This is a genomic window from Arthrobacter sp. SDR-2R (genome assembly GCF_057747955.1).
The window spans coordinates 3,110,762-3,132,035 of sequence record NZ_CM173231.1 but is presented as its reverse complement, the minus strand read 5'-3'; the positions used below and the strand labels follow the sequence as shown (position 1 = coordinate 3,132,035).

The 21,274-nt window shown below is 68.1% G+C and carries 14 protein-coding genes; 9 read left to right on the top strand and 5 right to left on the bottom strand.

The annotated features are described in order from the left end of the window. The first annotated feature begins 24 nt into the window (after window positions 1-24). Window positions 25-1,275 carry a DUF4192 domain-containing protein gene (locus AC3ANU_RS14480; protein WP_488314765.1) on the top strand — a complete coding sequence of 417 codons (1,251 nt, stop codon included), beginning with the start codon at window positions 25-27 and terminating at the stop codon, window positions 1,273-1,275. A gap of 313 nt (window positions 1,276-1,588) precedes the next feature. Further along, the gene (locus tag AC3ANU_RS14475) at window positions 1,589-2,905 is read left to right on the top strand and encodes an RNA polymerase sigma factor (RefSeq protein WP_018769677.1); all 1,317 of its coding nucleotides are present in this window, start codon (window positions 1,589-1,591) and stop codon (window positions 2,903-2,905) included. Between the two features lie 182 nt (window positions 2,906-3,087). Here AC3ANU_RS14475 and AC3ANU_RS14470 read toward each other — a convergent pair whose 3' ends face one another. Then, a complete protein-coding gene (locus tag AC3ANU_RS14470) occupies window positions 3,088-3,309 on the bottom strand; it encodes a DUF7455 domain-containing protein (protein ID WP_018769678.1) in 222 nt (73 codons plus the stop codon). Window positions 3,310-3,565: 256 nt separating this feature from the next. Here AC3ANU_RS14470 and AC3ANU_RS14465 point away from each other — a divergent pair, with 256 nt between their 5' ends. Next, window positions 3,566-5,674: a DNA gyrase/topoisomerase IV subunit B gene (locus AC3ANU_RS14465; protein ID WP_056389822.1), complete on the top strand. Its 2,109-nt coding sequence runs from the start codon at window positions 3,566-3,568 to the stop codon at window positions 5,672-5,674. Between the two features lie 90 nt (window positions 5,675-5,764). Here AC3ANU_RS14465 and AC3ANU_RS14460 read toward each other — a convergent pair whose 3' ends face one another. Beyond that, on the bottom strand, window positions 5,765-6,757 hold the full coding sequence (locus AC3ANU_RS14460) for a M56 family metallopeptidase (protein ID WP_488314764.1): 993 nt from the start codon (window positions 6,755-6,757) through the stop codon (window positions 5,765-5,767). A gap of 6 nt (window positions 6,758-6,763) precedes the next feature. Further along, window positions 6,764-7,147 (bottom strand): BlaI/MecI/CopY family transcriptional regulator, encoded by a 384-nt coding sequence (locus tag AC3ANU_RS14455; protein ID WP_018769682.1) that lies wholly within the window; start codon window positions 7,145-7,147, stop codon window positions 6,764-6,766. A gap of 264 nt (window positions 7,148-7,411) precedes the next feature. Here AC3ANU_RS14455 and AC3ANU_RS14450 point away from each other — a divergent pair, with 264 nt between their 5' ends. From AC3ANU_RS14450 to cydD, 3 genes are read left to right on the top strand one after another with little or no spacing between them, the layout of a single operon-like run. Then, window positions 7,412-9,016 (top strand): cytochrome ubiquinol oxidase subunit I, encoded by a 1,605-nt coding sequence (locus AC3ANU_RS14450; protein WP_488314763.1) that lies wholly within the window; start codon window positions 7,412-7,414, stop codon window positions 9,014-9,016. A 28-nt stretch (window positions 9,017-9,044) separates the two neighbouring features. Next, window positions 9,045-10,094: a cytochrome d ubiquinol oxidase subunit II gene (cydB, locus tag AC3ANU_RS14445; protein WP_018769684.1), complete on the top strand. Its 1,050-nt coding sequence runs from the start codon at window positions 9,045-9,047 to the stop codon at window positions 10,092-10,094. Between the two features lies 1 nt (window position 10,095). Next, window positions 10,096-13,545 (top strand): thiol reductant ABC exporter subunit CydD, encoded by a 3,450-nt coding sequence (cydD, locus tag AC3ANU_RS14440; protein WP_488314762.1) that lies wholly within the window; start codon window positions 10,096-10,098, stop codon window positions 13,543-13,545. 30 nt (window positions 13,546-13,575) lie between these two features. Here cydD and AC3ANU_RS14435 read toward each other — a convergent pair whose 3' ends face one another. After that, window positions 13,576-14,094: a DinB family protein gene (locus AC3ANU_RS14435; RefSeq protein ID WP_018769686.1), complete on the bottom strand. Its 519-nt coding sequence runs from the start codon at window positions 14,092-14,094 to the stop codon at window positions 13,576-13,578. Between the two features lie 67 nt (window positions 14,095-14,161). On the opposite strand from AC3ANU_RS14435, the gene AC3ANU_RS14430 reads away from it, so the two are divergent. Then, window positions 14,162-15,154: an ABC transporter ATP-binding protein gene (locus AC3ANU_RS14430; RefSeq protein WP_018769687.1), complete on the top strand. Its 993-nt coding sequence runs from the start codon at window positions 14,162-14,164 to the stop codon at window positions 15,152-15,154. Next, window positions 15,144-15,944 carry an ABC transporter permease subunit gene (locus AC3ANU_RS14425; protein ID WP_488314761.1) on the top strand — a complete coding sequence of 267 codons (801 nt, stop codon included), beginning with the start codon at window positions 15,144-15,146 and terminating at the stop codon, window positions 15,942-15,944. The genes AC3ANU_RS14430 and AC3ANU_RS14425 overlap by 11 nt, the downstream gene beginning before the upstream one ends. A gap of 35 nt (window positions 15,945-15,979) precedes the next feature. Here the strand turns inward: AC3ANU_RS14425 and AC3ANU_RS14420 are convergent, their stop codons facing one another. Continuing rightward, a complete protein-coding gene (locus tag AC3ANU_RS14420; protein ID WP_056389836.1) occupies window positions 15,980-18,499 on the bottom strand; it encodes a DNA gyrase/topoisomerase IV subunit A in 2,520 nt (839 codons plus the stop codon). A 77-nt stretch (window positions 18,500-18,576) separates the two neighbouring features. Between AC3ANU_RS14420 and AC3ANU_RS14415 the strand changes: the two genes are divergently transcribed. Further along, window positions 18,577-21,261, top strand: coding sequence for a bifunctional acetate--CoA ligase family protein/GNAT family N-acetyltransferase (locus tag AC3ANU_RS14415; RefSeq protein ID WP_488314760.1), 2,685 nt, complete (start codon window positions 18,577-18,579; stop codon window positions 21,259-21,261). Window positions 21,262-21,274: the final 13 nt, after the last annotated feature.

Sequence of the window (21,274 nt, the reverse complement as noted above, 5' to 3'; positions counted from 1 at the left end):
CCGCCGGCGGCGAATGCTGGAGCCATGACAGGTTCAGAACGATTAATAGTGCGCGGCCCGGAAGACATCCTTGGCTTCATTCCGCATTCGCTCGGGTACTGGCCAGCTGCCAGCCTGGTGGCCATGACGCTGCACGGCACCACGCTCGGAGCCACACTCCGGCTTGACCTTCCGGGCCCGGCGAACCAGGCCGACCCCGCCGCGTTTGCCCGTGCCGTCCGGCGCTACCTTGAATCAGACCAGGACGCTGACGGCTCTTTGCTGGCTGTCTTCACCAGCGACGCCGGAATGGGACCGCCATCCGCCTACGACCTCCTGGTCGACACGGTGCGACGTGCGCTGGACCAGGCCGGGATGCCTGTCCGCGATGCCTGGTTGGTGGGCGATGAGTACTGGCGGGACGCCCTGTGCAGCGACGCCTCCTGCTGCCCGCTTCCGGGACGTCCCGTGCAGGAGATCAGGGACAGCATGCTGAATACGGAGATGGTCTACCGGGGCAGCAGCATTGGACCCGCGCCACGAGCGGGGAGCCAGCCGGAAGCCCCGGTCCCTGCCATGCACCTGGCGGCCGTCCTTGAGGCACAGGCCGGCTGGGAGGACGAGCTCGGCGGGCAGTCCCGCAGCAGGGCACAGTTCAACGCGGTGCTTGACTTCTGGGAGTTGCTGCTGGAGCGGAGCCATGACGGGCAGTGGATTCCGGACGTTGAACGGGACGCCTTCCTGCGCGCCACGCTGCTCGTTCCCACCTGGCGCGACGCCCTGCTCGTGATGGCTGCGGCGGGACGGGCCGCCGCGGAGGCAGGCGCAGAACAGTTCGGCGTCCTTTCCGAGGACGGGGGCGACGTTTCCGCAGTGGCGCTGCCGTTGCTGCCTCCGCCGGGATTCGCCGGCCGGCAGCAGCGCCGGGCGGGCGGTGCCGCTTCCGGCGCTGTTCCTGCCGGCTATGGCGAGGTCCTCATGGGCCTGGCGCCGGCCGCGCCGGACTGGGCCGGACTGGACGCGCTGGACCGGATTCTGGGGCACCTGGCAGTGTTGGGCGGACACCCGGCCGCAGCAGCGCTCACGCTCCGAGGATGGGTGGCCTGGTCCCGGGGACGCGGCTCCTACGCGGCTGCCCACTTGGGCCGGGCGCTTGAGCTTGAACCGGAGTACCGGCTTGCCGAGCTCCTGCTGGATATCGTGGGCAGGGGGACGCTTTGTGGCTGGGCCGCCCGGAAGGAGGCGGCCTGGCAAAAGTTCCCGAAGGATCCTGCTGGGGAGAAGGAGAAGCTGTGAGCCGGACCCGAGCGTCGTGAAGCCGGCCGGACATGCCCCGGCCGGGCCGGGCCCGCCGGGGCAGCCGTAACGGATGGCGGCAGGGGAGGTTGGATCCGGGCAAATCGTGAGACAATGGATGCCGAGACCCGGTTGGGTCCGTGTATCGAGTGCTTGTAAGCGTCCCCGCAAGGGAACATTACAGCCACTCCGGGAGTTGTCTTAAGTGACTCTGCCGGCCGTGGTGGTGCTTGGTTTCCACCACGGACTTGACAGGGTCATAGTGGTGTTGCCCGTATGGTGATTCCACAGACCACCGCTAGAAAGGTTTTCTGTGACCCCGTCTTCCACGAAGAAGGATTCCGCCGCCCAGGATGTCTTGTCCCCTGAGGAGAAGCAGGCCGCGACCAATGCCAAGCGGGCAGCTACGCGGGCAGCCAACAAGGCTTCGGCCGGCGAGGCTGCAGGCGACAGCAAGCGCGAGCCCAAGAAGCGTGGGCCCAAGCCCGGCGCCAAGGCCGCAGCCGAGGCTGCGGGAAAGTCCGCCGCCGGTGACGTTGACCCGGACGAGGTCGAAGACGTCGAGGAAGACCTCGACGACATCGTCCTCGAAGGTCCGGACGCAGCAGAGGACGTCGACGCCGACCCCGTCAAGGGTGCCGCCGGCAGCGGCAAGGGCTTCGTCTACTCCGATGCAGACGACGACGACGCGCCCGTGCAGCAGGTTATGTCTGCCGGCGCCACGGCCGACCCCGTCAAGGACTACCTGAAGCAGATCGGTAAGGTGGCGCTGCTCAATGCGGAGCAGGAAGTCGACCTTGCGCTGCGGATCGAGGCCGGGCTGTTCGCCGAGGAAAAGATCGCCGCGGACGACGGCTCCATGGATCCGAAGTACAAGCGTGAACTCGAATTCATCATCCACGACGGCAAGCGCGCCAAGAACCACCTGCTGGAAGCCAACCTCCGCCTGGTGGTCTCTCTGGCCAAGCGCTACACCGGCCGCGGCATGCTGTTCCTGGACCTGATCCAGGAAGGCAACCTTGGCCTGATCCGCGCCGTGGAGAAGTTCGACTACACCAAGGGCTTCAAGTTCTCCACCTACGCCACCTGGTGGATCCGCCAGGCCATCACCCGCGCCATGGCCGACCAGGCCCGCACCATCCGTATCCCGGTGCACATGGTCGAGGTCATCAACAAGCTGGCACGTGTACAGCGCCAGATGCTGCAGGACCTGGGCCGCGAACCCACGCCCGAAGAACTGGCACTGGAACTGGACATGACGCCGGAAAAGGTGGTCGAGGTCCAGAAGTACGGCCGCGAGCCGATTTCGCTGCACACCCCCCTGGGTGAGGACGGCGATTCCGAATTCGGCGACCTGATCGAGGACTCGGAAGCCGTTGTTCCGGCTGACGCCGTGAGCTTCACCCTCCTGCAGGAACAGCTGCACTCCGTCCTGGACACCCTTTCCGAACGCGAGGCCGGCGTGGTTGCCATGCGCTTTGGCCTGACTGACGGACAGCCGAAGACTTTAGACGAAATCGGAAAGGTCTACGGCGTCACCCGCGAGCGGATCCGCCAGATCGAGTCGAAGACCATGTCCAAGCTCCGGCACCCCTCCCGGTCGCAGGTGCTGCGGGACTACCTGGACTAACCTCTTCCGCACGACAAAACAGGGGCCGTTCGGGAACCCACTGCACGGTGGATTCCGGAACGGCCCCTGTTTGTTTATGAGCTCCCTCCGTGCGGCTGAAGGCCTGCGGGGCCCGTTAAACGCCTGCGGGGCCTTTCCGTGGTGGAAAGGCCCCGCAGGGTTCGTTGTTACCGATGCCTCATCTAGTCGATTTCCACGGCAGCTTTCTCGTGAAGCTTTCCCGTCTCGTCGTGCCAGCCGGAGCTCAACGGCTTGAGCGTCGCCTCCACTGCACGGGCGTGGTGGCCGCAGAACAACAGCTCACCGCCGGAGGACTCGAGTACAACCCGGACATATGCCTGAGCTCCGCAACGGTCGCACCGGTCGAGTGCGTTTAGTGTGCGGTCTGCCACTGCTGTTGTCATGTCGGCCTCCTTAGTAGATCAGTACATCTATATAACCAGTATTCGTATCCGATCCATCGCAAGGATGGGGCAAGTTCGCTGTCCGCGTATCCGCAAGGTTAGGTCAAGAATTGCCCAGTTCCGCGGATCACGGAGGCTGGTGGCGCGGCGCACAAGGCGCTGCGGGTGTGGCAGACGGCTGTCGCCGCTGCCGCCGACTACCCTAGAAGGTGCGGTCCCAGCGCCGCTTCCACGTCCCTGAAGGAGTTCATCACCAGTGGCACCAAGCTCTGAGTACACCGCCCGGCACCTTTCCGTACTGGAGGGCCTCGAAGCCGTCCGCAAGCGTCCGGGCATGTACATCGGCTCAACGGACTCGCGCGGCCTCATGCACTGCCTCTGGGAGATCATCGACAACTCCGTGGATGAGGCGCTTGCCGGGTTCGGCCACGACATCCGCATCATCCTCCACGCGGACAACTCTGTGGAGATCCACGACGACGGCCGCGGCATCCCCATCGACAAGGAACCCAAGACGGGGCTCACCGGCGTCGAAGTGGTGTTCACCAAGCTGCACGCCGGCGGCAAGTTCGGCGGCGGCTCCTATACCGCCTCCGGCGGCCTGCACGGCGTTGGAGCGTCAGTGGTCAACGCTCTCTCGTCGCGCCTGGACGTCGAGGTGGACCGCGGCGGCAAGACCTACCGGATGTCCTTCCGGCGCGGCGAGCCCGGACGCTTCAAGGACACGGGGTCCCGCCCGGACCCCGCAGCGCCGTTCACTCCGTTCGTCGATGACTCGGTACTGGACATTGTGGGCAAGGCCAAGCGCGGAGTCACCGGGACCCGGATCCGCTACTGGGCGGACCGGCAGATCTTTACCCCGGATGCCAAGTTCTCCTACGAGGACCTTGCTGCCCGCGCACGCCAGACCTCCTTCCTGGTGCCCGGCCTCAAGCTCACCGTGCGGGATGAGCGCAAGCTCCCCGGAACCCCGGGAGAAGCCGGCCCGCACGAGGAGGTCTTCCACCACGACGGCGGCATCTCCGAATTCGCCGAGTTCCTGGCCGCGGACCCGGCGGTGACCGACGTGTGGCGGCTGCATGGATCAGGGAAGTTCAAGGAGACCGTCCCGGTCCTTGACGAACGGGGGCACAGCCAGCTGGCCGAGGTCGAACGTGACTGCGAAGTGGACGTTGCACTCCGCTGGGGCATCGGCTACGACAGCACCGTGCGAAGCTTCGTCAATATCATCGCGACCCCCAAGGGCGGCACGCACCAGTCAGGGTTTGAGCAGGCGCTGGTCAAGACTTTCCGGAAAGCCGTGGAAACCAATGCCCGCAAACTCAAGGCCGGCAACGACAAGATCGAAAAGGACGACATCTTCGCCGGCTTGACCGCGGTCCTGACCGTACGGCTCGCCGAACCACAGTTCGAGGGCCAAACCAAGGAGATCCTGGGCACCAGCGCCGTGCGCGCCATCGTGGCCCGGGTGGTGGAGCGGGAGATCTCCGCCAAACTGTCCTCCAGCAACCGGAACGACAAGGCCCAGTCGGCCCTGCTGCTGGAAAAAATCGTCAACGAGATGAAGTCCCGCATCTCGGCCCGCGTGCACAAGGAGACCCAACGGCGCAAGAACGCGCTGGAAACGTCCTCGATGCCCACCAAGCTCGCTGACTGCCGGACGGACGACGTCGAACGTTCCGAACTGTTCATCGTGGAAGGCGACTCCGCGCTGGGCACCGCCAAGCTGGCCCGGTCCTCCGACTTCCAGGCCTTGCTGCCCATCCGCGGCAAGATCCTCAACGTGCAGAAGGCATCGGTGGGGGACATGCTCTCCAATGCCGAATGTGCAGCGCTCATCCAGGTGGTGGGCGCGGGGTCCGGCCGCAGCTTCGACATCAATGCGGCCCGGTACGGCAAGGTGATCCTCATGACTGACGCCGACGTTGACGGCGCCCACATCCGGACCCTGCTGCTGACCCTGTTCTTCCGCTACATGCGGCCCATGATCGTGGAGGGAAGGGTGTTTGCCGCGGTTCCGCCGCTGCACCGGGTGGAGGTCATCAACGCCGGCCAGAAGGCCAACGAGATGATCTACACCTACTCCGAGGCCGAACTGCACGTCCTGCTGGCCCGCCTGGCCAAGGAGGGCAAGCGGTACAAGGAGCCGATCCAGCGGTACAAAGGCCTTGGGGAGATGGACGCCGAGCAGCTGGCGGAGACCACTATGGACCCGCGGCACCGCACCCTGCGCAAGGTGGGGATCGAAAACGCGCAGCAGGCAGAGGAGATCTTCGACCTGCTGATGGGCTCCGACGTCTCCCCGCGCAAGGACTTCATCATCGCCGGCGCGTCCAGCCTGGACCGGGAGCGCATCGACGCCTGACCGGGCGCAGGGTCGCCGGGCGCTGGGATGGGTTCGGCGATCCCGGGGCTTTGACAAGCCCACCCGCCGGGTTGAAGCGCGACGGCGGCGTCAGCCCAGCAGCCCCGGAACCACCAGCAGTGCCGTGGGCAGCGCCAGCAGCAGGACGGACCCGGCCAACACGGCGCTGCGGACGGCCGCAGGAAGCTGGGGCTGGGGGGTCAGGAGGCGGCTGACCCGGGAGGCCGCGGTCCTGACCGCGTCCGAGCCCGGTCCGCCCGACGCCGACTCCAGCCCGGACAGGGCCAACGAGGGCGAGGACGGGCGGATGTCGCCGGCGCCCGCGTTTCCGGTCGACCCGCTGGCAACGATGGCTATCGCCTTGATGAGGGTGGCCTTGCTCTCCGTCCGCAGTGCGACGTCGTCGGCCAGCATCTCGATCAGGGAGTTGACCGATTCCTGTGCAAGCCGGGTGGTGGGCAGCCACGGGAGGGCCTGCCGCCAGGCGGCAAAGGCCCAGAGCAGCAGGTGGTGCCGCTGGCTGAGGTGCGCGTTCTCGTGAATCAGGACGGCCCGCAGCTCGTCCGGTTCGAGGGCGGCCATCAGGCCGTCCGACAGCACGGTCACGGAGCGGGCGCCCCCCGGGAGGCAGTACGCGACGGGGGAGTCGTGGCTGATCACCAGCGTCCCGGCATCCTGGGCCGATGGGGAGGCCAACAGTGCGAGCAGTTCACGGTGCCGGCGCCGCTGCCGCTGGATCTTGTAGTACGTCAGCAGCAGCGTGAACACCAGGTGGGCCGTCAGCAGGGCAGCAGTGGACAGTGCGAAGATATGCCAAAAGCCCAACGCCGTGGTGGGGGCATTCAACAGCACCATTCCCGCCAGCGCGCGAAGCCCTGCGATGAGGTTGTCACCGATTGGTTCCAGGCCATAGACCAGCATGGCGCCGATCATGGAGAGTCCACCCGCGAGCGCGATCGCCTGCCACAGCAGCATGGCCGTGAACGGCGACCTTGCCGGCCATTGGGCCCGTGACAGGAGAATTGGCACCGGCCAGGCCAGGATTATCGCCAGGACCGCCAGCAGGTATGAGGCCCAGAACATGGTGTGCTAGAGGTGGCCCAGCAGTTTACGCAGCGTCTCGGCTTCACCTTCGGAAACGGACCCGATGAAGCGGGCCAGGACGGCCTCGCGGTCCGGGGCTGATCCGAGGACCTCATGCATGAGTTCGGCGGTGTGGTCCGCACGGCTGGACACGGCCTGGTACCGGTGCGGGCGGGTTCCGCGTTCGCGTTCCACCAGCCCCTTCTTTTCCAGGCGGGAGAGTACGGTGAGCACCGTGGTGACGGCCAGTTCCTTGCCTTCGTGGCCCGGTCCGCCCTGCGCCGCGGACGTGCGCGCCAGCTGGTCCCTCAGGGTATTGGCCGTAGCCGCTTCCTGGCCCGCCCAGAGCAGGTCCATGACTGCCCGTTCCAGTTCACCAAGACTAGCCATTTCACTTTTCCTTTTGTTTCCCCGCACCGCGCATTCTAAGGCGCCCGGTGACGTCGCGCGGTTGTTCAACTACATAACCAAATCTACCCCGAAAACCGCCCGGGTTCTACATCGGGTAGAACATGTGGCGCGCCGGCCCCTGCCGCGCCATGCTAGGGGAGGGCGATTGGTTTTTCGCCCGCCACTGCCAATGTTCTACACTTTGTAGAAGTTACAGTTCTACAAAGCGTAGAAAACTACATTGGCTAAACAGTAGGGACTGCCATGGACGCCTTGGAAATCGCACGCTGGCAATTCGGCATCACCACCGTCTACCACTTCATGATGGTGCCGCTGACCATTGGCCTGGGCCTGGTGGTGGCCGTCATCCAGACCGCCTGGTACGGCACCGGCAAACCCGAGTACCTGCGCATGACCAAGTTCTGGGGAAAGCTGTTCCTCATCAACTTCATCATGGGCGTGGCCACCGGAATCGTGCAGGAATTCCAGTTCGGCATGGCCTGGAGCGAGTACAGCCGGTTCGTGGGTGACGTCTTCGGAGCCCCGCTGGCCCTCGAGGCCCTCCTTGCCTTCTTCGTCGAGTCCACCTTCCTGGGACTGTGGATCTTTGGCTGGAAGCAGCTAAAGCCCGCCATCCACCTTGCCTGCCTCTGGGTGGCCGTTATTGGATCGGCCCTCTCGGCCTACTTCATCATCGTGGCCAACAGCTGGATGCAGCACCCGGTAGGGGTGGAAATGATCAACGGCCGGCCCGTCATGACCGACGCGTGGGCCGTCTTCACCAACAACACCGCGCTCGTGGCCGTCCCGCACACCCTGTTCGGCGCCCTGGCCGTGGCCGGCGGCTTCCTCCTGGGCATCGCCTGGTACCACCTGTGGCGGAGGCGGCACGACGGCGTTGACACGGTGGGTGCCGACGGCAAGGTCATCCCCGGTGAAGACGTCCGCATCCCCGGCCGTGACCGTACAGACCACAGCGTATGGATCCGGTCCCTGCGGATCGGCGCCGTGGTGGCCATGATCTCCTTCGCCGGCACCGCGGTCACCGGCGACCTGCAGGGCAAGCTGATGTTCCAGCAGCAGCCCATGAAGATGGCCGCCGCGGAGGCGGCCTGCCACGACGGCACCGGTTTCTCCGTCCTGAGCGTCGGAAACGTGGGGTCCAGGAACTGCGACGACGTCGTGGCCGTCATCGAGGTTCCGGGCATCCTGTCCTTCCTTGCCAAGGGCGACTTCACCACCGAGGTCAAGGGCGTCAACAGCCTGCTGCCCGAGTACAAGGCCAACTACGGGACCAACCTGCCGGACAACCCCATCTACGGTGAGCGGGCCGGCCAGGAAATCGAATACGTGCCCGTCATGGAAGTCACCTACTGGGGATTCCGGATGATGATCGGATTTGGCGGACTCGCCGCCCTGGCAGCATTTGTGGCGCTGTGGCTCACCCGCACGGGGACCGTGCCGGAGTCGCACTGGATGATGAGGCTGGCAGTCTTTGGCATCCTGGCCCCCTTCGGCGCCAATGCCGCCGGCTGGATCTTCACCGAGATGGGCCGCCAGCCGTTCGTCGTGGCGCCCAACCCGGATCCCAGCGGCATCGACCAGGTGTTCATGTTTACCGCCGCCGCCGTGTCGCCGGGTGTCTCCGCAGGGGAACTGATCGCCTCGCTGGTGGCCCTGACGGCCGTCTACGCAGTCCTGCTGGTGGTGGAGGTGAAGCTGCTGGTCAAGTACATCCGCGGCGGCGTGGTCTCCGCAATGCCCGAACTGGTCCACGCGCCGGTGGACGAGAACGAGGACGCCACCCCGGGACCCGGCGGCCCCGGGGACGCTAAACACGCAGACGACGTCCTGGCCTTCGCCTACTAGCCCGAAACCAAGCAGAGGAAACAAACAAATGGAACTGCTTCCCACCATGTGGTTCATCGCCATCGCGGTGCTGTGGACCGGCTACCTCTTCCTGGAGGGCTTCGACCTGGGCGTGGGGATGCTGATGAAGCTCTTCGCCCGCGACAACACCGAGCGCAGGGTGCTGCTGAACACCATCGGACCCGTCTGGGACGGCAATGAGGTATGGCTGCTGACCGCCGGCGGCGCCACCTTCGCAGCCTTCCCGCTCTGGTACGCGTCGCTGTTCTCCGCGCTCTATCTCCCGCTGCTGGTCGTCCTGCTGGCACTGATCTTCCGGGCGGTGGCGTTCGAATACCGCGGCAAGGTGGACACGGACAGCTGGCGGAACCGGTGGGACTGGGCCATCGCGCTGGGTTCCTTCTTTGCCGCCTTCGGCGTGGGCGCCGCACTGGCCCTCACCACCACCGGCCTTCCGCTGAACGCCAACGGCGACCGCGAAGGCGGCCCCATGGCCTGGTTCAGCGGCTACGCCCTGCTGGGCGGTATCGCCGTGGTGGGGTTCGCGCTGCTCCACGCGCTGGCGTTCCTCGCCCTCAAGACCGACGGGGAGGTACGGCACCGCGCCCGCCAGTGGTTCGTTCGGCTCCTGCCGGCCCTGCTCCTGCCCATCGCGGCGTGGGCCCTCGCCATCCAGTTCATGGACGGCAAACCCTGGACCTGGGCCGCCGTCGTCCTGGCCGTTGCTGCGGCCGTTACTGCCTGGCTGCTGGCCCGGAAGGGCTCCGAAGGCCGGTCCTTCCTGGCCCTGGGCGCCTTCCTGGTTCTGGGCACGGCGTCCATTTTCGGGGCCGTGTTCCCGGTGGTGCTGCCCTCCACGCTGGACAGCGCGTTTGACCTCACCATCTCCAACGCCTCCTCCTCGGACTACACCCTGGGACTGATGAGCATTGTGGCAGCCTTTGGCCTTCCCCTGGTGATCGCCTACCAGGCCTGGACCTACTGGGTCTTCCGCCGCCGCGTCAGCGCCGCCCACATCCCGGAAGCCCACAGCTTCCTCCCGGCGGTGGCCGCCAGGGCGTTCACCACCAAGGGCTGACGTGCGGCCAACCTTTCCCGCCGGTCCGGCCACCCGTTCAGCAATCTACTGGCTGGGCGTCCTGGCCGCGCTCAAGGCGCTTTCCCTGGTGCTGATCGGCCAGGCCGTGGCCTCGGTCCTGGCCGGACTCGTGGCCGGAAACCCGGACTGGGCAACCCAGCTCGCCGCCGGGCTCGCCGGCGTCGTCCTCCGCTCCCTGAGCGTCTGGGGCCAGGCCGTCGCGGGCCGCCGGGCGGCGCTGGGGGTCAAGGAAGAACTCCGGGCAGAACTGCTGGGGCGTGCCCTGCGCACGGGCGTCCGGTCCTCCGGGCCGGGTGACGGCGGCCTGGCGGTGCTGGCCACCCGCGGCCTGGACGCCCTGGACAGCTACTACACCCAGTTCCTTCCCGCGCTGGTCAACTGCGCCGCCGTGCCGCTGCTGCTGGGGGCACGGATCCTCTTCGCGGACTGGGTGAGCGCGCTGGTCATTGTGCTCACGGTGCCCCTGATCCCGCTGTTCATGGTGCTGATCGGCCGGTACACCGAGGACAGCGTCCGCCAGGCCCAGGCGTCGCTGGCCCGGCTGTCCGCACACATGCTGGAGCTCGCCAAGGGCCTGCCGGTCCTGGTGGGACTGGGCAGGGCAACCGCCCAGCGCAAGGCCCTCGAAGAAATCTCCGAAGAGTACCGCTCCCGCACCATGGGCACCCTGCGGACCGCGTTCCTGTCCGCCCTGGCCCTGGAACTCATCGCCACCATCTCAGTCGCCGTGGTGGCGGTCTTCATCGGCGTCCGGCTGGTCCACGGCGACATGCCGCTGGAGGCCGGCCTGCTGGCGCTGCTCCTGGCACCGGACTGCTACCTTCCGCTGCGGGAACTGGGCACCGCCCACCACGCCAGCGACGACGGCCGGGTGGCACTCGCGGAAACAGCCGCCGTGACCGGCGCGGCCGAAGCGATACCCCTGCCGGCGGCCAGGGCCGGCAGGCCCGGTGCCCCACTCGAGGTCACCGGACTCACGGTGACCTACGCCGGCCGGTCCGGAGCCGCCGTCGGCCCCCTCACCTTCACCGCCCCCCAGGATCGGATCACCGCCCTGGACGGACCCAGCGCTGCCGGCAAGAGCACTGTCCTGGGCGTACTGGCCGGAACCATCGGCGCCGGTGACGGGGCGGGCATCACCGGATCCATCAGCGGCCTGGACCGCAGTTCAGTAGCCTGGGTGCCGCAGCATCCCGTCATGGTGGCCGGAACCGTGCTGGAGGAGGTGCTGCTGTACCTCTCGCCGGACCCCACCCATGGCCCCGACCGCTTTACCGGCGAAGAGACTGCCCGCCGCTGCCTGGAGAGGGCCGGAGCCACCCACCTGGCAGCGAAGCACCAGGCGGAGCTGAGCCCGGGCGAGCTGCGCCGCGTGGCACTGGCCCGCGGACTGGCCAGGATCGAGGCCGGTGCCACCCTCCTGCTGCTGGACGAGCCCACGGCACACCTGGACGACGCCTCCGCACTCATTGTGGAGGAGGCCATCCGGCGGCTCCGCGGCCAGGCCACCGTGATCCTGGTGGCCCACAACCAGCGCACCCGCCGGCTCGCAGACCTGCTGGTGCCCGTCGTGCCGGCGGTCCGGGCTGCCGCAGCACCGCACCACGGCGGCGGCGCGACCGGCATCCTGCCCGGCCCCGGCGGAAGCGGCTCCACCCAACCCGGCTCTGCCGACGCCGCTTCCGCCGGCAATGTCAGCGCACGCGTTGACGACGCGGCGGAAGCGGGCACCAGCGGGTCCGTCAGCCCAAGCGTTCGCGCTGCCCCAGGCGCGGCCCGCCTCCTGGCGGCCCTCCTGGCGCCGGTGCGGGGCAGGTTCGCCACCGCTGCTGTCGTGGGCACCCTGGCGGCCGTCTTCGCCGTCGCGCTTTCCGGCCTTTCCGGCTGGCTCATCATCCGGGCCAGCGAGCAGCCGCCCATTCTCTACCTGCTGACGGCGATCGTCGGCGTCCGGTTCTTCGGCATCGGCCGGGCCGTTTTCCGCTACTGGGAGCGGCTGCTGCTGCATGATGCCGTCTTCGCCGCGCTCACCCGCCTGCGCGGCCGGCTCTGGGAATCTCTGAGCCGCAGGGCGCTGTCGCTGCGCCGGCTCCTGCAGGGCGGCAACGTGCTGGGGACGGTCATCGACGATGTGGACACGGTCCGCGACCTCCTTCCACGCGTGGTCCTGCCACCCCTCACGGCGCTCGCGGTTTCCGTCCTGGCCGTGGCTGCCACCGGCGTGCTGGTGCCGGCGGCCCTTCCCGCAGTGGCCGGCGCGGCCATCAGCGGCCTGCTGCTGGCACCCGCGGCCGCCCTGTGGGGAGACCGCAAATCCGCCAACGCCGAGCAGTCCCTGCGGTCCGGCGTCCTGCGCCGCGTCACCGCTGCCCTCGATGCCCGGGCCGAACTGCACGCCAACGGCGTGGCGCCGCGCGTGCTTGACGCCCTGCTGGCGGAGGACCGCCAGGCCACGCGCGCATCGCAGCGCTCTGCCTGGGCCGACGGGCTGGGACACGGCGTCGCCACCGCGGCCTGCGGCACGGCAGCCCTGGCGGCCGCGTGGCTGGCAGCTCCCGGGGTCCTTGCGGCCCAGGTTGCCCCGGCCACGGCAGCCGTGGTGGTCCTCCTGCTGCTGGCACTGGTGGAACCCTACGCAGCGATGACGACGGCGGTCCGCCAGTTCCCCGCGCTCCGTGCCGTGATGCGCCGGGTGGGGGAGTCGGGCGCCCTTGACGGCCGCCTCGACGTGTCTGCTGGGCTGCAGTCCGTTCCCGGCCGCGCCGGCGGCACTCCGGGCCTTGAACTGGTGGACCTGGCCGCGGCCTGGCCCGGAGACGTCCCGGTCTTCTCCGGCGTGTTCGCGGTGGCAGGTCCCGGGCGCTGGCTGGCGGTCACCGGACCATCGGGGTCGGGAAAGTCCACCCTGCTCTCGGTGCTGCTTGGCTTCCTGCCGCCGGCCGCGGGGCGGGCGCTGGTCACCGGCCGGGCGGCGTGGTGTCCGCAGGAGGCACACCTGTTCGACTCCACCATCCGCGGCAACCTCATGCTGGGCCGGCCGTCCGGGAACGGTGCACCAACCCTGGCGGACGACGAGCTGGAGTCTGTCCTGGCCGCCGTCGGACTTGCCGGCCTGGTGGCCCGGCTGCCGGCGGGCCTGGACACCCGGATCGGTCCCGGCGGTGCCTTCCTGAGCGGCGGCGAGCGCCAGCGGCTGGCCGTGGCGCGGACCCTGCTGACCGGTGCGGAGGTGATCCTGCTGGATGAGCCCACTGCCCACCTGGACGCCGAATCGGCGGCAGCCATGCTGGCGGACCTTCGCACGGGACTCCGGGACCGCACCGTGGTGCTGGTTACCCACAATCCTGCTGACATCAAGGCCGACGACGCCAGGCTGGATCTTTCGGCCTTCGCCGGACAACCCCGGGAATCGTTGGCCGCTTCCCACTAAGGCGGGACGGTCCCCGGCGTGCCTGCGCCTTTAGCCGCTGACGTCGTGAAGGTGGTGGACGACGTCGTGCAGGAAGTACTGGGACAACGTGAGGACGGTGAACTGCGAGCCGTTGCTGCGCAGCCCCTTGCGTCCCCAGTCGTCCTCATGGACTCCGGCGAAGGACTCGGCGGCCTGGTGTCCTTCCGCCGCCAGTTCGCGGCCCACCTCGGCCGGATCGGCGTTGGCGTAGTCCTTCTCGATGGCGGTCCGGTCCTGGTCCCAATCCTCGAAGCGGGCGTCATCCTCTGCCAGCATCAGGTTCAGCCGCTGGTCGAACAGCGCGAAAACGTCCCGCACATGGCACGCGTACTCCAGCGCGGACCAGGTGTGGTCATCGGGGCGCTGCGCCGCGTCCGGCCGGCGCAGGACGGCGAGCCACCGGGGGATCAGGCTTTCGATGCTTCCCGGTACCGTTGCCGGGGTGGCGCTGGAAGCGTCGAAATGGCATTCCGGGCAGGGGCGGGACAGGACCCAGGTCCAGTCCTTTTCATCAGGAACGATAGGCATGGGAGCAGTCTAAGCGGTGGGCCGAAAGACTCTGGGACCCGTGCAGCGCCCGGCATAGCCTTGCCGCATGAGCCCGGAAGAGCGCGGGGGTGCGGAAAGCGGCGCGGAAAGCGGTGCCGAAAGCATGGTGCGGCTGGCGGGCCTGACCAAGCGGTTCGGCCGCAACACTGCGCTCGACGGCGTGACACTCACCATTGGGCCGGGCGAGGTGTTCGGCTACCTGGGCCCCAACGGGGCAGGCAAGACCACCACCATCCGGCTCCTGATGGGGCTGCTGCGGCCTACCTCCGGTACAGCGTCGGTGCTGGGACTGGACGCCTGGCGGCAGTCCCGGGACGTCCACCGCCTGGTGGGCTACGTGCCAGGTGAGCCGGCGCTTTACGACCGCCTCACCGGCAGCCAGCACGTGGCCTACTGCGCCCACCTCCGGCACCGGGACGACGGCAAACGGGCGGCCGAGGTGGCGGCCCGGCTGGAGCTGGACCTGGGCCGGCCCGCACGCACTTTGTCCCGCGGCAACCGCCAGAAGCTCGCCGTGGTCCTGGCGGTGATGTCGCGGCCGCGGCTGCTGGTGCTGGACGAGCCGACCAGCGGAATCGACCCGCTGGTGCAGCAGGTTTTCCATTCCATCCTGCGTGAACATACTGCCGAGGGCGGCTCCGCCTTGTTTTCCTCCCACGTGCTGGGCGAGGTGGAGCGCGTGGCAGACCGCATCGGGGTGGTGCGCCAGGGACAGCTGGTGGCGGTGGAGCGGCTGCAGGACCTCGCCGCACGTTCACTGCACCGGGTCCGGGCCCGCTTCGCGGCGGAGGTGTCCGCGGCGGAGTTCGCCGGCGTGCCCGGCGTGCGGGACCTGCTGGTGGATGGGACCACGTTGAGCTGCAATGCGCCGCAGGCGGCCCTGGATGCGTTGCTGAAGCTGGTCAGCGCCCGGGAGGTGGTGGACTTCGAATGCTCTGAAGCGCCGCTGGAAGAGACGTTCCTGAGCTACTACGGAATGGACGGACCCGGCAGCGCCAGCCTCGCCGGCGCGGGAACGGCGGCGCGCCATGCTGGCTAACGTCCTGCTGAAGACGCTCCGGGACCAGGGCAGGCTGCTGGTGGCGTGGGCCGTCTCCCTGGCACTCATCGTGGCAACGTACGCGGCCGTTTGGCCCGCGGTGAAGTCACAGCCCTCCATCAGCAGCTTCATCGAGCAGATGCCGGAGGCGTTCCGCTCGCTTTTCGCCACGTCCAGCGCCGACATGTCCACTCCCACCGGATACATCCAGGTGGAGCTGCTGTCCTTCATGGGGCCGATTGCGGTGCTGATCTATGCCATCAGTTCCGGCGCGGGCGCCATCGGCGGGGAAGAGGACCGGCACACGATGGACCTGCTGCTTTCCAACCCCGTGGGGCGGGGCCGGGTGGTGGTGGACAAGTTCCTGGCCATGGTGCTGGGCACCTTCCTGCTGGCCGCCGTGCTGGGAATATCGCTGGTGCTGGAGGGCAGCGTGGTGGACCTGGTCCTTCCGGCCGGCAAGGTGGCTGCCGCCATGCTGCATTTAGCGCTGCTGGGCGTCGTTTTCGGTACCGTTGCCCTTGCCCTTTCAGCAGGGACCGGACGGACCGGCCTCAGCCGGGGTGTTCCGGCCGTGCTGGCAGTCCTCGCCTACATCGTCAACGCCCTCGCGCCGCTGGTGGATGCCTTCGACCGCATCCAGAAGGTGTCGCCGTTCTTCCAGTACGTTGCCCACGACCCCCTGCGGCAGGGCGTGGCCTGGGACAGCGTGCTGGTGTCCGCTGCCACCGTTGCCGTGCTGCTGGGGCTTGCCGTCGCCGGCTTCCGGCGCAGGGACATAGCGGGCTGAGCGCCGGACGCGCGGCATCGCCCGTGGCGCCCGGGCTATTCCCCGGCTGCCGGTCCGTCCGTCCATGCCATCGCCGGGCCCACTGCTTCGACGGCCTGTGAGAGCGGGACGCCGGAGCCGTCGCGGCGGCCATGCTCCTGCGGCAGCGACCGGGCCACCCCGGCAGCGGATGAAGCCTTGGCCGGGCCGTGCCCTGCCCAGGCCAGCAGCAGCATGTCCTCACCCTTCAGGAACCGGTGCGACCGGACCCCGGCGGTGGCACGGCCCTTGGCCGGATACTCGGAGAAGGCTGTGACCTTGGCGGTGCCAGGGGCCGTGCCCGGCAGGGCGCCGTTGGTCCCGGCGATGGTGACCACGACGGCGGCCTCGTCCTTGGGCTGGACGGCGCCGAAGAAGATCACCTGGTCACCTGCGGCGAGCTTGATGCCCGCCATCCCGCCGGCGGTACGCCCCTGCGGGCGGACGGCGGCGGCGGGGAACTTCAGCAGCTGGGCCTCCCTGGTGAGGAACACCAGTTCGGTGGCATCGTCACCGGCAGGAGCCACGCCCACCACGGTGTCCTTGTCCTTGAGGGTGATGACTTCCCAGTCTTCCCGGTTCAGCGGGTAGTCCGGCTGGACGCGTTTCACCACGCCCTGGGCGGTGCCGATGGCCAGGACCTCATCCAGGCGCACGAACGCCACCAGGGTTTCGCCCTTCACCAGCGTGAGGAAATCCTTTGCGGGGACGCCGCCCGCCAGGTTGGGCAGTCCGGCCACCGGCGCCAGGACCGGCATGTCCATGACCTGCAGCCGGAGCATGCGGCCCAGCGACGTGACGGCGGCGATTTCGCCGCGGGCCGACGTCTTAACCACTGAGGTGTACACATCATGCTTGCTCCGTGGCCCTGCCTCGGCCAGTGGCTCCTGGTTGCCGGTGCGGGCTATCTGGCCGGACGCGGTGAGGATGGCCCAGCAGGGGTCGTCCGCGATCTCCAGTGCCAGCGGCACGGCCTTGCCCTTCTTCCCGTTGGCCCCGGCAAGTTCGGCGGACGCAACGGTGGGGGACACGGCCTCGGACTCCAGCAGCACGGTGCGGCGCGGGGTGCCGTGGTCTTCGGCAATGGCACCCAGTTCGTCGGAAACCACGGTGCGCAGCAGTTCCTCCGAGCCCAGGATCGCCTCCAGCTCCGCGATCTCGCGGCGAAGCTCGTCCTGCTCCTTCTCCAGCTCGATCCGGGAATACTTGGTCAGCTGCCGGAGGCGCAGTTCCAGGATGTAGTTGGCCTGGATTTCGGTGAGGTCGTAGATGGACATCAGCCGCTCGCGGGCCGCGGCGGCCTCGTCCGAGGACCGGATGATCTGGATGACCTCGTCAATGTCCACGATGGCGATGAGGAGGCCCTCCACCAGGTGCAGGCGGTCCTTCTTCTTCCCGAGCCGGAAGGCGGTCCGGCGCCGGACGACGTTGATGCGGTGGTCGACGTAGACACGCAACAGGTCCACCAGGCCCAGCGTCTGCGGCTGGCCGTCCACCAGGGTGACGTTGTTGATGCCGAAGGAGTCCTCCATCGGCGTGTAGCGGTACAGCTGCTGCAGCACCGCGTTCGGGTTGAAGCCGTTCTTGAGCTCGATGACCAGCCGCAGGCCGTGCTTGCGGTCCGTCAGGTCCACGATGTCGCTGATGCCGGTCAGCTTCTTGGCGTTGACGGCATCCTTGATCTTCTCGATCACCTTTTCCGGGCCCACCATGTACGGCAGTTCGGTGACCACCAGGCCGGTGCGGCGCGCGGAGAGCTGTTCCACCTCCACCTTGGCCCGGGTCTTGAACGAGCCGCGGCCGGTGGCATAGGCGTCACGGATGCCGTCCAGGCCGACGATCCGGCCGCCGCTGGGCAGGTCCGGGCCCGGGACGAACCGCATGAGGTCATCCAGGGTTGCGTCAGGGTGCGCGATGAGGTGCCGGGCGGCGGAGATGACCTCCACCAGGTTGTGCGGGGCCATGTTGGTGGCCATGCCGACGGCGATGCCGGTGGCGCCGTTGACCAGCAGGTTGGGGAAGGCGGCGGGAAGGACGTCCGGCTGGGTCAGCTGGTTGTCATAGTTGGGGACGAAGTCCACCACGTCTTCGTCGAGGTGGTTGGTGAGGGTGAGGGCGGCCGCAGCCAGCCGGGCTTCCGTATAGCGGGGTGCTGCCGGGCCGTCGTCGAGCGATCCGAAGTTGCCGTGCCCGTCGATCAGCGGCAGCCGCAGCGAGAAATCCTGCGCCATGCGCACCATGGCGTCGTAGATGGCGGCGTCGCCGTGGGGGTGCAGCTTTCCCATGACTTCGCCCACCACGCGGGCGCTCTTGACGTGGCCCCGGTCCGGGCGCAGCCCCATGTCGCTCATCATGTACAGGATGCGGCGCTGTACCGGCTTCAGCCCGTCGCGGGCATCCGGGAGGGCCCGGGAGTAGATCACCGAGTACGCGTACTCCAGGAAGGAGCCCTGCATTTCGGACGTGACATCGATATCGACGATGTTTTCCGTGTAGTCGCTCTCCACGATGGGCTTGGAACTTTGGCGGCGGGCCATGGGGTTTGGTGAATCCTTCTGGGGTTACTGTGCAGCCTTGGGGGTGTGCTGCGATAGTTTTTGGCTAGGCTAAGCCTATGGTGGATCAGCCCGGGGACGGCGAATATCCGGAACATTGGGAAGCCGATGTCGTCCTGCGTGACGGCGGGACAGCGCATCTCCGGCCCATCCATCCGTCGGACGCGGACGCCGTGCAGGCCTTCCACACCGGACAGTCGCAGAATTCAATCTACATGCGCTTCTTTGCGTTCAAGGCCAGGTTGTCGGCCAAGGAGCTCAAGCGCTTCACCGAAGTGGACTACAAGGACCGGGTGGCGTTCGTCATCACCATCCGCGGCGAAATCGTCGGCATCGGCCGCTACGACCGGCTTGCCGATCCCACGGAGGCCGAAGTTGCTTTCAACATCTCCGACGCCCACCAGGGCCGGGGAATCGGCTCCATCCTGCTGGAGCACCTTGCCGCCGCCGCGCATGAAAACGGGATCCGGAAGTTCACCGCCGAGGTGCTGCCGGAAAACCGCAAGATGCTGATGGTCTTCTCCGACGCCGGCTACGACGTCAAGCGCCATTTCGACGACGGCGTCGTCAGCCTCGAGTTCAATATCGACCCCACCGAAAAATCGCGCGCCGTCATGGAATCCCGCGAGCACCGCGCCGAGGCGAGGAGCGTCCGGGACCTGCTGGCGCCGTCGTCCGTTGCCGTCATCGGTGCCAGCCGCAAATGGGGCACCGTGGGGTACCAACTGCTGGAGCACATCATCGAGGGCGGCTTCCACGGGTCCGTGTACGCCATCAACCCGGAGGCGCTGGAACTGGCCGGGATGATGTCCTACGGCAAGCTCTCCGAAGTCCCCGAGCCCGTCCAGCTGGCAATCATCGCCGTTCCCTACGAGGAAGTGGCCGGCGTCGTGGCGGAGTGCGCGGCAGCGGGCGTCAAGGGCGTTGTGATCGCCTCGGCAGGTTTTGCCGACGACGGCGAGCGGGGCCTGCTGCGGCAGCGCGCCCTGGTGCGCCAGGCCCGGGCCAGCGGGATGCGGGTGATCGGCCCGGCGTCGCTGGGCATCGCCAACACTCACCCGGACGTGTCGCTGAACGCGTCGATGGCGCCCACCATGCCGCTGCGCGGCGGCCTGGGCCTGTTCAGCCAGTCGGCCGCCATCGGCGTCTCGCTCTACGCCGCCTCGGCCCGGCGCCGGCTGGGACTGTCCAGCCTGCTCTCGGCAGGCAACAGGGCGGATGTCTCTGGCAACGACATGATGCAGTACTGGGAAGACGATGCCGACACCTCCGCCGTAGGCCTCTACCTGGAGTCAATCGGCAACCCGCGCAAGTTCTCCCGCATCGCACGGCGCCTGGCCCGCACCAAGCCGGTCATAGTGGCCAAGTCGGACACCATGGGGCTCCGTCTGCCGCCCGGACACGCCGTCCGGACCACCCAGGCGCCGGCCGGGGCGCTGGATGCCATGCTGCGCCAGTCGGGTGTGATCCGCGTGGAAACCGTGGAACAGCTGGTGGATGTGGCGCAGGTGGTGTCCGGGCAGCCACTGCCCGCCGGAGCCGACGTCGCCATCTTCAGCAATTCCCAGGCGCTGGGCAACGTGGTGGCGGACAGTGCCGCCGCGCACGGGCTGGGCGTTGCCCGGGTGGTTTCGGGACTGGACCTTGATGCCGGCCAGTCGGTGGCCCTGCCCGCACTGCGGACCGCCCTCCTTGACGCCCTGGCCTCCGATGCCGTGCACGCCGCCGTCGCCGCGCTGCTGCCTGCCCGAGGGCTGACCGCCGACGCGGTGGCGCAGGTCCTGGCCGAATGTTCAGCTACTGCCGGGAAGCCGGTGGTGGCCGCCTTCACCGGCATCCTGGACCCCGCCATCAACGTGGAGGGCCTGGTGGGAGCGGAGGGCTGTACCGTCCCCTGCTTTTCCAACCCCGGGGCTGCCGTGGCCGCGCTCGCGGCCGTGGTCCGTTATGCGGAGTGGGCCGGCCGTGACCAGGGGCATTTCGTCGAACCCGCCGGCTGCGACCCCCGCAAGGCGGAGGCCGAGCTGGACGCCCTGCTCGGGGACGTCACGGGCGACCAGCTCAAGCAGCTGGACCCGGCCGCGGCTGCTTCGCTGCTGAAGCATTACGGCATCTCAGTCCTGCCCTCTGCAGGATTCACCACACCGGACGAGGCCGTGGCAGCGGCAGATGCGCTGGGCTGGCCGGTGGTGCTGAAAACCACCGACCCCGCGCTGCGGCACCGGCTTGACCTTGGCGGGGTCAGGCTGGGCATTGAGGACGCCGAATCACTGCGCCAAAACGTGGTGCAGATGCGGCGCGCGCTCGCGGCCTACGGTGATCCCGCCCTGGAAGTACAGGCGATGGCGCCGGTGGGACAGGCCTGCACCTTCCGTGCCATCGAGGATCCGTTGCTGGGCCCGGTCATTTCCTTCGGCCTCGCCGGCGACGCCGTCAACCTCCTGGACGACTGGTCACACCGGGTTCCGCCGCTCTCCGCGGCGGACGTGCACGACTTCATCCGAGCTCCGCGGGCGTCCCGGAAGCTCTTCGGCTACCAGGGCCTGCCGGCTGTCGACGTCCCTGTGCTGGAGGACCTGGCCGCCAGGCTGGCCTGGATGAAGGACAACCACCCGGAGATCGCGCTGGTGGAATTCAATCCGGTTTTGTGCGGCACCGCCGGGGCCACCATCCTCGCCGCTGATGTACGCATCGGCAACGCCGCGCAGCGCACGGACAGTGCCCGCCGCGCCATGCTGGGCTGACGCGGTTAGCAAG

What these genes read in the sequence shown, in the direction of transcription:
- AC3ANU_RS14480 (WP_488314765.1), top strand. Translation starts at nt 25, where the DNA reads ATGACAGGTTCAGAACGATTAATAGTGCGCGGCCCGGAAGACATCCTT.
- AC3ANU_RS14470 (WP_018769678.1), bottom strand. Translation starts at nt 3,309, where the DNA reads ATGACAACAGCAGTGGCAGACCGCACACTAAACGCACTCGACCGGTGC.
- AC3ANU_RS14460 (WP_488314764.1), bottom strand. Translation starts at nt 6,757, where the DNA reads ATGTTCTGGGCCTCATACCTGCTGGCGGTCCTGGCGATAATCCTGGCC.
- AC3ANU_RS14455 (WP_018769682.1), bottom strand. Translation starts at nt 7,147, where the DNA reads ATGGCTAGTCTTGGTGAACTGGAACGGGCAGTCATGGACCTGCTCTGG.
- AC3ANU_RS14450 (WP_488314763.1), top strand. Translation starts at nt 7,412, where the DNA reads ATGGACGCCTTGGAAATCGCACGCTGGCAATTCGGCATCACCACCGTC.
- cydB (WP_018769684.1), top strand. Translation starts at nt 9,045, where the DNA reads ATGGAACTGCTTCCCACCATGTGGTTCATCGCCATCGCGGTGCTGTGG.
- AC3ANU_RS14435 (WP_018769686.1), bottom strand. Translation starts at nt 14,094, where the DNA reads ATGCCTATCGTTCCTGATGAAAAGGACTGGACCTGGGTCCTGTCCCGC.
- AC3ANU_RS14430 (WP_018769687.1), top strand. Translation starts at nt 14,162, where the DNA reads ATGAGCCCGGAAGAGCGCGGGGGTGCGGAAAGCGGCGCGGAAAGCGGT.
- AC3ANU_RS14425 (WP_488314761.1), top strand. Translation starts at nt 15,144, where the DNA reads ATGCTGGCTAACGTCCTGCTGAAGACGCTCCGGGACCAGGGCAGGCTG.
- AC3ANU_RS14420 (WP_056389836.1), bottom strand. Translation starts at nt 18,499, where the DNA reads ATGGCCCGCCGCCAAAGTTCCAAGCCCATCGTGGAGAGCGACTACACG.
- AC3ANU_RS14415 (WP_488314760.1), top strand. Translation starts at nt 18,577, where the DNA reads ATGGTGGATCAGCCCGGGGACGGCGAATATCCGGAACATTGGGAAGCC.